We start from the raw sequence: 16,375 nt of genomic DNA, 5'->3' as shown, positions 1-16,375 counted from the left end.
TCGGTCAGAATACTAACAAACAACAACTTAATGAGAAGTATTTTTATTTGATAATGACACTTCTATGCATTAGCAAAGGTAAAAGACGCCCGTAAAAAAGGGCCTTGCGGCCCTTTCTTTATTCGCACTTTCCTGAATCAGAAGCGTACGTTCAGACCAACCCAGAGGTTGCGACGCTTGTCTTTGTTGTTGTAATCGTCTTCGAATACAACCTCGCTGACAGCACCCCGACCAGAGGCATATTCGTACTCTCCATCCCCATCAATATCGTCGTACTCAACGCTATAAGTGGTGAAATCCTGATCCAGCAGATTGTTAATCCGGCCGTATACACTGAAGTAACTATTTACCGCATAGGTTGCTCCGAGATGCAGTACGCGATAGTCCTTGTAGTAGAGAGGATCGTTGTCATCATCTACACCACGGAAGCGAGCCGAGCGTGTCTCACTGGTCAGTTGCACATTCAATTTAGTATTCACATCCCAGTCGAGAGTGATATTACTCATGTGTTCAGCTGTGTTCGTCAGAGGCTGTCCTTCCTGTGAACCAGAGAGCTGACGGCTGTCGGTGTAGGTGTAGTTACCACGTACTGCCAGTGCATCAATGATCTGGAAACGACCAGCGACTTCAGCGCCGCGAATCAGAGCATCATCGATATTAATCACCTGCGCCCAGGAGTCATAGCCCAGATCTTCATATTCACCAAGATTCACACAAGGACGTTCGCCACCCGTCTGAGTACAAGTCTGTACTGAGTCACCACGGGCAATCTTATCTTCGAAGCGATTGTGGAAAATGGTCGCGTTAAAGCTGTGGCGATTCTCCATCGACTCCCAATAGATCGCGGCTTCGGTATTGCGGCTTTTCTCCGGCTCAAGATCCGGGTTCCCCGCAAAAGGAACGGTACCCTGGCCTCCAAAGCCGGTTACACCGTCGTAAAGATCAGTTGTTTTTGGAGTTTTATAACCACTGCTCACACCACCTTTCACCGTCCACTCTGGCGTCAGGCTGTATACCGCGTACAAGCGAGGGCTGACATTGCTACCGAAAGCATCGTGATCGTCGTAACGCAGACCCGCAGTCAGCGTAAAGTCTGGTACCATGGTCCAGCTGTCTTCAGCGAACAACGCGTATGTCGTAAAGTCTGATACCTCTCCCGACTCACCATCTTCGCGTCCAAATACACCGTCGGTCAGCTCCGCATCAATGTACTGACCACCGACGATAAACAGGTGATCACCGGCCAGGTCTTCGACTGGAATTTCAAGCTTGGCATCCAGCGTGTACTGGCTGCTTTCCATAGTACGGTCTGGGCGTGGCAGAAACGTCTCTTCAGCAATCGCACGGCGCTCGTCTTCACTCAGGCCAGCGTAGTCGCCAGTGCCGTCGTACATTTCCTGCAGCAATTGTCGTTCAGACACTGACAAAGGTACGGTACGGCCGTTGTTATTAGTCTCGATATTCTGCAAAGACACCAGGCTCTTACCAAAACTCCAGCTGCCCTCGTGAGCGATTGCCCACTGGTCGCGGGTGAACTCCTGATCCTGTGCATAACCTGCACGAGGATTAACCACACCGCCCCTTGCTTGCCAGAGTGTATCAATACTGTCGACCGTCCCGAGAGGGAAGCTGCCATCTTCCAGTGGCTCGTTATCGTATACCTGCTTGGATGTATCGTAGTCGAAAGTCAGACTCTGGTTATCGGCCAGCTTCCAGTTCAGGCCTACGCCCATATTGTGATTGGTATTATCTGTGGTTTTACCGCCACTGCCGAAACCGAGAGAGCGTGTCTGTTCAACACCGTTCGGGTCTATGACTGAGTCGTACTCTGGCTCTGATGCATCGCGCTTATAGATACTGCCGCGCAGCTCCATACCCAGTACGTTTTCAATTAACGGACCTGCCACACTGAAATCAGCCGTGGTATCTGCACCGTACTCATCGTACTCCTGAAAGGTGCGACTGATACTTGCAGAACCAGTCCAGTCATCGGTCACTTTCTTGGTGATAATATTGATTACGCCACCCAGAGCATCCGCTCCGTAAAGGGTAGATGCTGGCCCGCGAATAACCTCAATACGTTCAATCGCATCAATCGGTGGAATGTGGTTAAACTGATTACCACCGAAATTATTCGGGTAGATGTCACCGTGGTTATTCTGGCGACGACCATCAATCAGGATCAGGGTGTAATCTGCCCCCATACCACGGATTGAGATAGTACCCTGCCCGGTTTTATCTCGGGTCTCACCGATATCGACACCTTCCAGTTCGCGGACGGCATCCAGAAGCGTGACATAAGGGCGTGAACGGAGATCTTCCTGAGTGATTACAGAGATACTGGCTGGAGCATCAACCACTTTCTGCTCATAACCGGCCGCCGTAACAACGAACTTATCCAATTCGATCGGCTGCTCTTCTGCTGTTGCAGAGAAAGAAGCAACAACCGCTGCAGCGAGTGCACTCAAAGGAAAAAGCTGATTTCGAAACTTCATGTTTAAGGTCCATACGGGGGAATTTGCGCGTATACTATTTTCACTCAATTGCAAATGCAAATGCAAATGTTTTTCATTTGTAACTTCACTCACAATACACTTATTAATTTTAATAAAACCGTGTATGGACAAAGGCCTCTGGACCGGAGGCCGATGCGTATTGCAGGAGTCTTACTGGTTTTGAGAGGTTTCGCTGGCGCGAAATTGAGTCGGAGATACGCCGTACCATTTTTTGAAAGCGCGGGAAAATGCACTGACGTCTGAAAAGCCGAGCATAAACGCCAGCTGTGTGATGGTAGTACCGGGCAGTGCCAGGTGTCTCTCCACCAGCGTCCGCCGCGTTTTCTCGAGCAGGGCTTTCCAACTCAAATCTTCGTCAGTCAGACGCCGCTGCAAACTACGTACACTCATGTGAAAGCGTTCAGCAGCATCGGACAAGCTGGGCTCGCCTTCGGGAAGCTGTCCTTCGAGCCATAACGATAGCTGAATCACGAGTGAGCCTTTTTCCTGCTCAGCGAGTCGCTCATTCAGTGTTGCTTCGAGCATGGCAACCATCTGGTTGTCGCTGGAGTGAAGCTCGGCAGCTGCCTGCTTCCGGTCGAAGGTCAGACCGTAGTAATCGCTTCTGGTTGGCGCCACACGAAAGTAGCGGGCCATCGAGGCGCAATAATCGTCGTCATGATGTGCCACATGAACTTCGAGAGGGTTCAGCGCCGGATCTACCCTGAGTCTGACTAATCGCATCAGACTGGACATCACATACTGTATTCCCTGCGGGTGAGGCACGTGCCCGCTTGAAGGGCGAAACTGCACGCACACGGTCGTATCTTCAACCACTAGTTCAGCCCGAACCGCGTCACTGATCAGCCTCTGGTAGCGAGCGAGGCGCTGAAGGACACTCAGCATGCTGCCACCGGCAGACAGTGCCAACCCCAGTCCACCAAATGCAGAGTACTCGCTTCGACGAGCCATATTGATGCCCAGAGAAGGGTCCTGAAGACGATTTTCAGCAGCGGTCAATAAGGCAGAGGTCGCATCCACACTGATCCAGACCTCCGGGTTAAACGTATCTTCTACCGAGACACCATACTCCGCAAACAAGGCTGCGGGCTCATCACCATGCTGTTGCAACAGGTTCGCCAACGGGCGCAGAAACATGGCCACCGCTTTGGGTTGCTCAGTCATTGGCGTCTCCTGTCAACTGGTTGGCGGTGAGTGCAAAGCATGGAAACAGGTTTCTCTCCAGTATGTAATTAAAGGCCTGTGTACGTCTGCCGGGCCACGAGTTTGGAGTACAAGTATGACTGATACCACGGATAAAAACAGCGAACGCTTTCAGGCACTACGCGCTAAGGATCGTCAGATTCAGAAAGAACTGATGCAGGTGAGCGACCAGGTTCGAGCTCGTCACCCGTTTCTGGTTAAGCACCAGAATGCCGTCGGCATGGGCATTTTTCTGGTCAGTATTGCCGGGATGATTCTGAACGGCGTACTCTGGATGGAAGGCATCATGCCAGCCTGGATGGTCATCGTATTAAGTGCGTTCTGGACATCACTGCTGCATGAGCTGGAGCACGACCTGATCCATTACATGTACTTCCGTAAGCAGCCTGTCTGGCATCACTTGATGATGGCAGGTGTCTACCTCGCACGTCCCCTTACCCAGAATCCCTGGATTCGTCGCTACCTACACCTGCATCACCACAAAGTGTCGGGCACAGAAACAGATCTGGAAGAACGCGGTATTACCAACGGCGAAAAATGGGACTGGAAGCGTTTCCTGATGGTCGGCGACAACATGCTGGCTTTTTATCTGCGCGCTGGGAAATACTTCGTCGTGCCGAAAAAGTTACTGAAGCAAGGTAAAATCAATAAAACAGACATTAAAAACTTAAGGATTATCGGTGCACTCAGTTTTAACCCTGTCGGTTATATCTGTTACACCATCTGGCATGGCTTCGTGCTATTTCACCTGGCTAATGGCATTGCCTGGGCATTGGGAGCGACAATTGACTGGCCCCAATGGCTGCTGGCACAGGAAGCCTGGGTAACTGCGACCGTTGTTATCCTGATTGCACCTAACGTGCTGCGTACTTTCTGTCTGCACTTTATTTCATCGAATATGCATTACTTTGGTGACAACACGCCGGGGATTATTCATGAGCAATGTCAGGTGATGAATAAGTGGTATCTAATTCCACTGCAACTGTTCTGCTTTAACTTTGGCAGCACTCACGCGATCCACCATTTTGTAGTGCGTGACCCCTTCTATATTCGCCATTTAAGCGAGAAAGAATCCCATGAAGTGCTTCGCCGTCATGGCATCCGCTTTAACGATATGGGAACCTTTAAGCGCGCGAATCGTTTGAATGAGCGTGCTGCTTAGTGAGTTATTAGCTCAGTGAGTGCTGCATGTGCGCCAGAGATGGCGCACATGCAGCTCTTCTCGCCCCTAACACGCAGCCAATGACTGTAGCGTTATCCTGACAGCCGGAAAAAATTCAGATGCCCGCCTTCCAGCCGTTTGTCACAGGATAACGACGGTCACGACCAAAGCCACGGCGAGTCACCCTGACCCCGATCGGCGCCTGACGACGCTTGTATTCATTAATATCCACCAGCCGCACTACCCGCATCACGTCTTCTCGATTATGTCCGGCCGTGATGATCTGCTCTGCACTTTCATCGTGTTCGATGTAACGCTCCAGAATATCGTCCAGCACAGGGTACGCTGGCAGGCTGTCTTCATCGACCTGATCAGGAGCAAGCTCCGCGGAAGGGGGCCGGTCAATCACACGCTGAGGGATAACAGGTGATATAGAATTCCGATACTCGGCAAGGGCAAAGACTTTGGTTTTATACACGTCTTTTAATGCACCATAGCCACCGGCCATATCACCATAAAGCGTCGCATAACCGACAGCCATTTCACTTTTATTGCCGGTTGTCAGGACCATGTAGCCCGTCTTATTCGATAGCGCCATTAACAACACACCGCGACAACGGGATTGCAGGTTTTCTTCAGTGGTGTCGACCTTCAGTCCCTCGAAGTCGGGGGCAAGTGCAGACATAAATTCACGATACATAGGTTCAATCGAAATGGATTGATACTTAACTCCCATGGCCTCAGCCTGCAACGCTGCATCCTCTTTGCTCATACCAGAGGTATAGGTAAATGGCATCATCACAGCACGCACACGTTCTGGCCCCAGAGCATCAACGGCAACGGCCAACGTCAGAGCTGAATCGATTCCGCCAGAAAGGCCTAGTACAACCCCCGGAAAGCGGTTTTTATTCACATAGTCGCGAACGCCAACGACCAGGGCGTTATACAGGCTGGCAAGACCATCTTCCCGCGCTTCCCGCGATTCAGACTCAGCACGTAACTCGCCTTGCCCGAACACCACATACGCCTGATCTTCCCGCCAGGAGGCCATCTGCAACACGCATTCGGACGCAGCATTCACAGCAAATGAACTGCCATCAAACACCAGCTCGTCCTGTCCACCCGACTGATTCACATAAAGAACCGGCAATTTGTGCTGGGATGTATGCTTCTTAATGAGGTCTATACGCTCCTGCTGCTTCCCGCTATGGAACGGAGAGGCATTGAGGTTCAGGATAACATCGGCTCCGGCGTCGGCAGCCATGGCTATCGGCGCATCAAACCAGACGTCTTCGCACACGGTAAGCCCCAGTTTAACGCCATGTAGCTCTATCACCTTCGCGTCTTTACCGGCTGAGAAGTAGCGTTTTTCATCGAAGACCTGATAATTCGGTAGCTCCTGTTTGGCGTACTCTCCAAGACAAACACCCTCAGACCAGACCCCTGCGCAGTTATAGAGACGATTATCCCTGGCAACTGGGTAACCTATCGCGATGGCAATATCATGACTGACCGCCGCGACTTCTCTCAACGCCTCGTTGATACGGGGCTCAAGACTTGGACGCATCAGCAGGTCTTCGGGCGGATAGCCCGTCAGAGCGAGTTCACTGAATACAATCAGCTGAGCACCATCGTCGGCAGCTTTCTTGGCTGCTTCTATAATTTTCGCCGTATTGCCGGGGATATCGCCGACGTGAAAGTTACATTGCGCCAACGCAATTTTCAGGGTGGCAGTCAGTGACTTGGACATGGTCTGGGGGTACTCTCTTCAGTAATGCGCGTATTGTCTGGAAATACGCATCAGGACGCAAACCGGAAGACTAATGAATCATCCAATTTCCATCGGACGGGGCAGCCGCCTGCTGTCGCTCTACAGCTACTATTCGCTGATTCTTGCGCTGTCGATCGTCGTCGTCGACGGTCTCGATTCAATGGACGTCATCGTTGGCAAAGAGGCTCCCCACCTCTTTCTCGTACTTTCATCGCTTTATGTACTTGCAGCCGCGGTCTTCGTCGCGCTAATAACCCGGACAACCGATTCGCAGGGAGCTACCACCTACCTGTTCCTGGAAACAGCGCTGCTGACCGGCATGATGTTCGCTTCGGGCGGACTCACCGCCGGTTTCTCTAGCCTGTTGCTGATACCGGTCGTCATGGCCAATCTACTCGCCCCAGGCATACTGGGGTACAGCGTTGCTGCCTGGCTCAGTCTTGCGGTCATCTATACCGAACATATCGCACCGGGCGAGTTTGGCATCAGGGATACGGCCAATACCGGTGTGTATGGGGGCATCTGCTTTGCTCTCGCCTGGTTAACTCAGCTGCTGTCGCATCGTATCGATGCCGCACTGAATCTCGCTCAGGATACCGCCCGTGATGTTCAGCGCTTACAGCGCCTGAGCCAGCAGGCGTTGATGAAACTGCCGGATGGCATCATTGCCTGTTCGAAAGAAAAACGGATTCTGTTTATTAATGACACTGCGGCATCCTGGTTTAAGCTGGAACCCGGCGCCGCGGTACCTGAGTGGCTGATAACGGCACCGGCTCAGGAAAGCCTTGCGGGAAAACTGCAGGGGCTGACAGTCACCCGTCTGGAGGCAGAAGGCCCCGATGAGGATTGTCTACTGCTTATTGAAGACGAAGCGCGTCTCTCAGCAGAAGTTCAGCAAGCCAAGCTGGCATCGTTAGGTCGCCTCACCGCCAGTATTGCCCATGAAATCCGTAATCCACTTTCAGCTCTTAATCAGGCCGCACAACTGCTGGACGAATCTGAGCACCTGCCCGCTGAAGATAAAAAGCTGACCGCCATTATTGAAAACAACAGCCAACGAATTAATCGTATTATTGGGGACATCCTGCAGCTCTCACGAGGCAAGCGGCCAACAGCTACACCTCTGAAACTCCATAGCTACGTCGACAACTTTTGTCAGAACTTCCGTCAGGTCAGTGGTGAGAATTGTCTGATATTTTCCTATGATGCTGATAGCGAGTTAACCGTACTATTCGATCCGGATCATCTGAATCAGGTCCTGACCAACCTGTGTCAGAATGGTCTGCGGCATGCCCGGAAAGCACGGAAACAGGAGGCTGAAGTCGTCTTACGTATTCTTTCAGAATCCGATAGTAGTGCATCCCTTGAAATCACAGACAACGGCTTTGGCATTGCTGATAACCAGGTATCGCGGCTCTTTGAGCCCTTCAATACTACCGAACACGACGGTACAGGATTAGGACTCTATTTATGTCGCGAACTGTGTCAGGCCAACCAGGCAAGCATCGAGTTTGCTGGTAACGACCCGGGCGCACGTTTTCTTGTCAGGATGAAACGCGCATGAAACTGCGGGATATGTCACACCAGCGTCAACTCAACTCAGTAATAATATAAGGCCATGATGACAAACAGGAACTCCCCGGCAATGCTGCCCGACTTATGCGCACTGATCGTTGATGACGAGCAGGACATTCGCGAGCTGATAGGCATGGCCCTGGAACGCATCGATATAAAATGCGAACAGGCTGCCAATGTCACTGAAGCCATGGCATTACTTGAGTCGGGAAATTTCCATTTCTGTATCACCGACATGAAACTGCCCGACGGTGATGGCATTCAGTTAATCCATCACTGCAATCGCAACTACCCGGACATGCCGGTGGCTATGATCACTGCGTTTGGCAATATGGAAGTCGGCGTGAATGCCCTTAAAGCAGGCGCTTTCGATGTTGTTGCTAAACCGCTTGATATTCAGCAACTACGAAATCTGGCAACAGCTGCACTAAGACTGTCGAAAGTAACGGGAACACTCCCGGAGCAATGCACCAATCTTATTATTGGCGACTCCCCCCCGATGCAGGAACTGCGCACCACGCTGCGCAAAGTCGGACGCACTCAGGCACCGGTATTTATTCAGGGCGAATACGGCACAGGCAAAGAAGGTATTGCACGCGCTATTCACCTGCTTAGCTCACGAACTACCCACCCTTTTATTACTGTTAACTGTGACGCGCTTCAGGACGAGAACGCAGCGGAGACCCTGTTCGGCTATATGGACGATCACGGCACCCTTCATGATGGCCTCGTCCAGAATGCTCACCAGGGCACATTGTTTCTCAACAATATCGAGCACCTTGGTCTGGAGTTTCAGGCCCAGCTCCTGCAGCTTCTGACCGATAAGAAGATCCGGGCGCTGCATGACACTCACGAACATGATCTGGATATCCGTATCATCAGCGCCAGCAGTGCGGATCTGCCAGCATTGGCAAGCTCGGGTCACTTCCGTCAGGACCTGCTCTTCCGTATCCGCGTAGTACACCTGAGCGTGCCACCATTACGCACTCACCGTGAAGATATCCCGCAGCTCACCACCCACCTGCTACAGACCTATGCCAGCCAATGGGATATGCCTGAAGTATCAGTCTCTGATGAGGCATTACGGGCTATCTGTGAATACGACTTCCCCGGGAACACGCGGGAACTCGATGCCATACTTCAGCGTGCCTTTACCCTGATGGAAGGCGAAGAAATCCAGCTGAGTGACCTCAGCTTCGAACCGGAAACGCCGCAGGGTGGCTACCATTCAAACAACGAGGCCGTCGGCGACCTGGAAGGGTACCTCGAACGACTGGAACGGGAAGCAATTGAAGAGGCCTTGAACGCGACCCGCTGGAATAAAACCGCAGCGGCAGAACGTCTCGGCATCAGCTTCCGGGCGCTTCGATACCGCCTGAAAAAACTGGCGATCGACTAAGTAAAATCAATTGGCGATTAGACTCCCTCCGTCACCCTGCCCGAACAAGCCTTGAAAGACCGTATAAAAATACGAAAAGCGCCTGAGTGCGCTCCCTCATATGCCTGATATCGTAGCTGATTACCTATCAATCAATGAGGGTTCAGGGATGAACATCAGAAAGCAAACGCCAATTGTGCCTGCCAATGGCTTTACCCTGCTGGAGCTATTAGTTGTGGTGGCGATCAGCGGAATACTCCTTGGAGTCGGGGTACCAGCGATGGGGGCACTGATCGAGCGCAACCAGTTCAAGGCAGAGGTATCAGCATTGCACCGGGCCGTCGCACTCAGTCGGTCAATGGCGGTGTATCGAGGAGAGGCTGTGAGTCTGTGTCCCCTTACCAGTAGTAATGCGTGCGGCAACGACTGGGCAGATAGGCTCACTATCTTTGTCGACTCTAATCAAAACAGCGCTCTAGACCCAGATGAGACGACAATAAGTATTGTCTCCGCAGTGGAGAAACCTGAAAACCGTCTAGAAAGAGATCACAGCCGAGACAGTGCAATCATGTTCCGACCAAATGGCAGCGCCTTCGGCCACAACGGCACCTTGAAAGTCTGCATGGATGGAAGCACAGACCTGTCAGCAACCATCATAGTATCGGGCGCGGGCAGAATCAGGCTGGGCGAAGATAGCAATAACGATGGACTCGTTGAAGACTCAAGTGGCGACGCAGTCACATGCTCATGAACGGATCCAGGTATCCGCTACTAGAGAGAAATTCGCTACAGAAATGTGCCAAATAACGCCATCAGAGCCCACTTACTAACAGATAATAACCGCTCGTCAGAGGGAAGTCGGAACCAGCGCACGTTCAAAATACTATAGTTGTGTGAAAATAGCGTCAAAAGCATCAACGGTAATCAATTATAAAGATGGCAGAGAATATGAAAGCATCGGCGTTTTCGAACGGTTTTACTCTCCTGGAGCTGATGGTCACACTGACTATTGTCGGCATCGTTGCAGCTATTGCCATTCCATCCATGAGTGACATGGTGAACAACTCTCGTGCCGAACGTATTACCGAGCTTTTCGAACTGGACCTGCAGTTCTCCCGGAGCCATGCCATCTCGCGTGGTGATACCGTTCGCATATCGCCTCGCAACGGAGACATAGCCAACGGGTGGCAAATTGTTGCAGAAGGGTCTGGAGACATCCTCAGGCAGCGAGGTCCTTTGGATGACGGAGTGACCATTACCAGTGAAAACGGACTGAATACAATCGCGTTCACGCCGACAGGACAAATAGAGGCTACCGATAGGATCACGGTACGCACATCAGGCTGTACAGGTAATGAAGATAAACAATTTTCCCTCCTGATATCAGGTCAAATTGCAGTAACGGAGCTCGCATGCATCCAATAAAGAATCAGTCAGGCATCGGCCTTATTGAGGTGTTGGTCACCATTGTGATTACCACCATCGGCCTTCTGGGGTTGAGTGCCATGCAGATGCAATCAATCAGAACGGTCTCTGATACCGGTAACAGAACTCACGCGATCTGGGTCGCAAATGACTTGATTAATCGCATCAGAGCAAATGCAGTTGCAGTCGACAGTTACGTGACTGACAGGGAAATCAGCTGTAATGATCCACTGGGGGCAGTGAAAATGTGCGCAGCCTATTCTGCCAACGGTGCTCAGGTAGCCCCTGCAGCAGACTGTAGCAACCAGGACTTAGCCCTCTTCGATCAGTATGAAGCTCTATGTGGCATCAACACGCTGACAGGCGAGGATGGGTTCAGTAGCTCAGCGTCGTTTATCAATACACCCGGCCTTTCGATCAGCGATGAAGGTAACGGAGACTACCGCATAACCGTAAGCTGGAATTCAAGAACTGCAGGTAAAGATGCGCGGGGCAACGAAGTCTATCGATTAGAGCAAAGCACTCTTGCAGAAGATCAACGGGAAGATTACAGCTTGGTATTCAGACCATGAAAAACAGAATCTCATTACAACACGGCTTAACCCTTATCGAGTTGATGATCTCGATGACATTGAGCCTCATCGTGATTTTTGCCGTCGGCAGTATCCTTATCAGTAGCAACCAGGCGGCCTCCGTTTCCGATACGTTAGCCGACTCGCAGGAAACAGGACGATTCGCTGTAGACTACATCAACCGCCAATTACTGCGTACGGGATACGACCCGGACGATGCAGGTGTCGTAGCGTTTGGAGATCTATGCCTCGCAGCCGGAGATATAGTTTGTATTAATGAATCAGCCAATGGCACTGGCGACCGATTGGCCGTTCGACGTATGGCTGAAGCGGGAGAAAGTAACGCGGTTACTTGTTATGGGAGTGCACTTCTGGATGCTGCGGACGCAAATATTACGACCGATGTGGTGGTGACAGACGTCTACTGGGTAGCCGTGGATGATAATGGATTGAGCAATTTACGGTGCCAAACCTTCGATGAAGACGGAACCGTTCGTGCCAACCCCGGTGATAGTTTCGGCAATTCACAAGCTTTGGCGGCTGGAGTTCTAGCAATGCACGTATTGTATGGTCAAAGTAATTCAGCACCTATTGACGACACCTTAAATGTGACAACCTACTTTAACGCTGCTCAAGTAACCGACTGGGGAAATGTATACGCCATGCGCATTGGCTTTCTCACTCAGGCGTTAACGAATACGGAAGCACAGAGTTGGGAACAGAATTACATTGTCCTCGATTCACTGAACTATCAATTTGATGATCAAACAGCGAGACAGGTTTTTACTACCACTGTCACGCGTTTAAATTAAGTTTGAGGTAGCCCTATGAAAAAATTGCAACAAACAGGCAGCGCACTGATCGTCAGTTTGATCATGCTAACCTCCGTAACTTTTCTCGCCGTTCTCAGCCTTCAGAGCTCTACGACGCAGATACGCATCGTAAGCAACCTCCAGATCAAAGAAGATGTTTTCCATACATCTAAGCGGGAACTAGCCACAAAGTATGACAGTTATCGCAAAAGTGCGATCAACTCGGATGAGCTACTGTCCGCTGTGAGCCTTGCTGGGGCAGCCCACCGAGTAGATACAGGTGTAGTGATAGATAGCAGCAGTTATCGGTCTATATCATCTCAAGTAACATCTCAGTCAGATATTGCGACTTCAATGAATTACAATTGGAGCGAAGGAAACAGTGTTGGTTACTTTGCCCCCCTACTATTCGAAATCCACTCTACCACTGTAGATAAAAGCGACCGTTTCAAGTCTGAGCAGGTTCTCGGGTTTATGTTCTCAGTACCAACACCTGAACGTAACTAAGGAGAGAATAATGAAAAAATTAAGTATTCTGATCGCAGCAACTTCTCTCCTCACCCAGCCGGTGATGGCAGACGATATTGAAATATTTACTGGCGGCGGAAGTGCAGGTAGCGAGAACATTCTTCTGATCATGGATACCTCGCGAAGTATGTCAGAGTGGGCAAATGACACTGAGACACCTCCATATGATAATAGCGAAGTATACGATGGTTATGGATTTGAGCCCAATTCCGTTTACTTATTCAATATAGATAGCATCGGAGATATAGAGCACCTCACTACGGATGAAGTACAAGCGATTAAAGAGCACGAGGTCGACATCAATGACCTCAACTGCACCTATAAGAATGCCATTAATAGCGACCTTGAGAATCAAGGGTTAAGCATAAACACCTATGCTTTCTTTGAAAACAATGTAGGTTGGGAAGGCTCTACTGTAGGTACAAACAATGCTTCTATCGTCCAGTGCCGGGAGAGCTATCGTTACGAATTCAACTCTCAAAGCTATCGTTATCTCGTAAATACAGAAGGGTATAATGACTTCGATTTTCCATATACTAATGAACAAAGAAAACAAGGACGCTGTCTGTTTGGATTCTTCGGTATATGTCTCACGTGGGAATATATTGATCTGAGCTATGATTGGGATCGTGATACCTACGACGTATTATGGAAGGGTAATTATCTTAATTACAAAGGTTCAGATGCCGGTAGTACAACTCCCGTAATGCGTATTGATATAGTAAAACAAGCAGCAAAAGACGTAGTGGGTGCAATGTCATCCCCCAATAAATCTGTTGCTTTAATGCGTTTTAATTCCACCTACTATTCTGGTGGTAGTGAACGATTCGGCAAAGGGGGATATGTAGATATCCCAATGACCCCTGTGACAGAGCTAGGGGATAACTTCAATAACGAAATCGACTCTTACGATGCATTCGGTGGTACTCCAATAGAGCAGTCACTCTACGAGGCCTACCGGTATCTCAGTGGCAATGGTGTAGTCTATGGGCGCAACGGCCACCGAGGCGTATGGGATAAACCCATCGATGATGCCTGGAGAGATAATTCAACATCCGGCAACGGTATTATTCAAGCGTATAACAATTTTACCATATTCAATGAATCAAGTAGCGAAGAGTCAAGAACTGGCTGGGTATATAACGCTCCCGAATTCGGCGGGTGTAAACCTTCGACGAAGATTGTTTTATTTAGTGATGGAGCGCCTTCGCTGCAGGATGATGCGAGTGAGTACATTGAACCCCTCATTCGGACAGCCCCTCTAGACTCCGCCAGTTATATCAGTAGAGACTGTGAAACATCCGACGGAATTGGGGGTGAATGTGCTGAAGAAATGGCCAATTACCTCAAAAATGTCGATCACAGGCCACTCGATGTTGCGGGCAGTCAATTGGTCACAATTGATACCATCGGTGGATTCCTAACAGGCTCCACAGTCGCTGAAGAAAAACTTCGTAACATTGCTGAGGCTGGAGGAGGCAACCTCTATTTAGCCGATAACTATGATGCTTTGGTAGAGTCATTCACCAAAGCAATTAACGGCAATCCCTTAGAAGAACCTGCCACCTTTACGTCTCCAGCTATTGCCGTCAGTTCATTTAATAGCCTTGAGCTCAGCGACGAACTGTATTACGCGGTATTCGAACCTGCGATCGAAGGTGGCTGGAAAGGGAATCTGAAGAAGTACAAGGTAACCTCTGAGGGTGTCGTTGGCGCCGATGGAAGATCTGCAGTTGATTCTGCATCCGGTTACTTCAAGGACACAGCTCAAAGCTTTTGGAGCACTGCGCCAGATGGCGCTGACGTTACCAAAGGTGGAGCCGCTAGCCTGTTCACCAGCTCGCGTAATATTCTGGGTGTACTTAACGGTAGTGTAGAAACTTTGACTGAGGCGCGGGTATTAACCCTCAGTGATGAGACTCTTGGATTAGACTTGCTTCAAGTTGACGACTTGTTAGACAGCCCGGAGACTGGCCTCACGGGGCGACAGCGTTTAGCTAAGTGGATTGTCGGTAAAAATGACGACGACACCCCGCGCCAGGAAATGGAAGATCCCATTCACAGCCGCCCCCTGGTTTTAAACTATGCCAGTGGACCAGTGGTCTTTGTGGGCACAAACAGTGGTTACCTACATGCATTTAACACAGAAACAGGCGCTGAGCTTTTCTCACTCATACCCCATGAGCTGCTAAATAATCCGCTCTTTTACCTGGATAGTGAAAACTTTGCATACGCTGAGAAGACATACGGTTTTGATGGGCCGATCACGTACTGGCATAAAGACACTAATTTAAATGGCCTCATTGAATCCGGCGAAAAAGTATATCTGTATGTAGGCATGAGACGTGGCGGCCACAGTTACTATGCATTCGACGTATCCAATCCTACGTCGCCCTCACTCGCGTGGCAGAAGAATGGTCCCTACTCCGACAGCATTACTAAAAATGCTCCTTCAGTTTCATCTGGCTTTGACCGTCTTGGTCAGACCTGGTCGTCCTTACGCCCAGCTATGATTCGCTGGGGAACCGAGGAAAACAAGGTTGTCCTGATTGCAAGTGGGGGTTACGACCCCGATGAAGATGGTACGAGCAGCGAGGGGACTGAAAAACGCTTTCCTCACGATGTAGGTAACACAATCTATATCCTTGACCCCGAAACAGGGGCCATTCTCTGGGACGCGTATTCAGACCTCTCAGCGCTTAACGGAGATATGACCAGCAGCTTTGTAGCAAACCCCGTATTAGTAGACACGGATACTGACGGAAACGTGGACAGAATCTATGCAGCGGATGTAGGAGGACGGGTCTGGCGCTTTGACCTCAGAGGCAATTCGCCCGCGGACATCTACGGGGGGGTGATTCTCGATATCAACACGAGCGAGGTAGAGGGCCGTAGTGGTAATAGACGCTTCTTCTATAGCCCTGATGTCACTAAACTTAAAGATACTGTGTATATCAGCATAGGTTCCGGCTATAGGGCACATCCGCTTGAGACTGCTGTTGATGACCGCTTCTTTGTGATTAAAGATTCAACACAGTTCGACTCGAACACAGGTAAACCCGTATATCCAGAAGTTAATCTTTCCGACCTGAAAGAATGGACCAGTGCAAATCTTGCTGTAAATGTTCCCGGCTGGTTCGTGAATTTCACCGCCACAGGAGAAAAAGCTTTTGCTCGTTCGCTAACCCTCGATGGTATCGTCCGCTTCAGTACCTTCGCAGTAAATAGTAACGATGCGATTTCAGAATGTACCGGGAACCTGGGCAAATCAATTAATTACAAGCTATGTCTACCGGGAGCCACATCCTGCGGGGGGGAAAGCGTATTTGAGAGAACTGAGGGTCCCTCTCGTCCGCCCACCCCACCAACAATAGTTCCCGGCGGCGGCGGCGGCGGCGGCGGCGGCGGCGGCGGCGGCGGCGGCGGCGGCGGC

The 16,375-nt window shown here is 50.4% G+C and carries 12 protein-coding genes; 9 read left to right on the top strand and 3 right to left on the bottom strand.

The genetic code is table 11. The features are described from left to right. Positions 1–137: 137 nt before the first annotated feature. Together AC5E51_RS00060 and AC5E51_RS00055 are read right to left on the bottom strand one after the other, a co-directional pair. Entirely contained in the window at positions 138–2,495 is a 2,358-nt protein-coding gene (locus tag AC5E51_RS00060; RefSeq protein ID WP_491777893.1) for a TonB-dependent receptor domain-containing protein, read from the bottom strand. Positions 2,496–2,666: 171 nt separating this feature from the next. Next, positions 2,667–3,680: a helix-turn-helix domain-containing protein gene (locus AC5E51_RS00055; RefSeq protein WP_491777892.1), complete on the bottom strand. Its 1,014-nt coding sequence runs from the start codon at positions 3,678–3,680 to the stop codon at positions 2,667–2,669. A 115-nt stretch (positions 3,681–3,795) separates the two neighbouring features. Here AC5E51_RS00055 and AC5E51_RS00050 point away from each other — a divergent pair, with 115 nt between their 5' ends. Continuing rightward, entirely contained in the window at positions 3,796–4,881 is a 1,086-nt protein-coding gene (locus AC5E51_RS00050; RefSeq protein ID WP_488046789.1) for a fatty acid desaturase, read from the top strand. A gap of 115 nt (positions 4,882–4,996) precedes the next feature. Here AC5E51_RS00050 and AC5E51_RS00045 read toward each other — a convergent pair whose 3' ends face one another. Then, positions 4,997–6,631 (bottom strand): NAD+ synthase, encoded by a 1,635-nt coding sequence (locus tag AC5E51_RS00045; protein ID WP_491777891.1) that lies wholly within the window; start codon positions 6,629–6,631, stop codon positions 4,997–4,999. A gap of 73 nt (positions 6,632–6,704) precedes the next feature. Between AC5E51_RS00045 and AC5E51_RS00040 the strand changes: the two genes are divergently transcribed. The 8 genes from AC5E51_RS00040 to AC5E51_RS00005 all read left to right on the top strand — a co-directional run. Then, complete coding sequence (locus AC5E51_RS00040) at positions 6,705–8,216, top strand: sensor histidine kinase (RefSeq protein WP_301377154.1); 1,512 nt, start codon at positions 6,705–6,707, stop codon at positions 8,214–8,216. An 81-nt stretch (positions 8,217–8,297) separates the two neighbouring features. Further along, positions 8,298–9,626 (top strand): sigma-54-dependent transcriptional regulator, encoded by a 1,329-nt coding sequence (locus AC5E51_RS00035; RefSeq protein ID WP_301377156.1) that lies wholly within the window; start codon positions 8,298–8,300, stop codon positions 9,624–9,626. A 100-nt stretch (positions 9,627–9,726) separates the two neighbouring features. Continuing rightward, the gene (locus AC5E51_RS00030) at positions 9,727–10,356 is read left to right on the top strand and encodes a GspH/FimT family pseudopilin (RefSeq protein WP_301377158.1); all 630 of its coding nucleotides are present in this window, start codon (positions 9,727–9,729) and stop codon (positions 10,354–10,356) included. Between the two features lie 185 nt (positions 10,357–10,541). Then, positions 10,542–11,030 carry a GspH/FimT family pseudopilin gene (locus AC5E51_RS00025; RefSeq protein ID WP_301377160.1) on the top strand — a complete coding sequence of 163 codons (489 nt, stop codon included), beginning with the start codon at positions 10,542–10,544 and terminating at the stop codon, positions 11,028–11,030. Continuing rightward, complete coding sequence (pilV, locus tag AC5E51_RS00020) at positions 11,018–11,602, top strand: type IV pilus modification protein PilV (protein WP_301377162.1); 585 nt, start codon at positions 11,018–11,020, stop codon at positions 11,600–11,602. The genes AC5E51_RS00025 and pilV overlap by 13 nt, the downstream gene beginning before the upstream one ends. Further along, positions 11,599–12,414 carry a PilW family protein gene (locus tag AC5E51_RS00015; protein WP_301377164.1) on the top strand — a complete coding sequence of 272 codons (816 nt, stop codon included), beginning with the start codon at positions 11,599–11,601 and terminating at the stop codon, positions 12,412–12,414. The genes pilV and AC5E51_RS00015 overlap by 4 nt, the downstream gene beginning before the upstream one ends. 15 nt (positions 12,415–12,429) lie before the next feature. Then, positions 12,430–12,921 (top strand): pilus assembly PilX family protein, encoded by a 492-nt coding sequence (locus tag AC5E51_RS00010; protein WP_301377165.1) that lies wholly within the window; start codon positions 12,430–12,432, stop codon positions 12,919–12,921. A gap of 10 nt (positions 12,922–12,931) precedes the next feature. Continuing rightward, a partial coding sequence (locus tag AC5E51_RS00005) for a pilus assembly protein (protein WP_303910774.1) occupies positions 12,932–16,375 on the top strand: 3,444 nt, incomplete at its 3' end.

The sequence above is a fragment of the Thalassolituus sp. genome (assembly GCF_984348125.1).
This window is presented reverse-complemented; position numbering and strand designations above follow the sequence as displayed.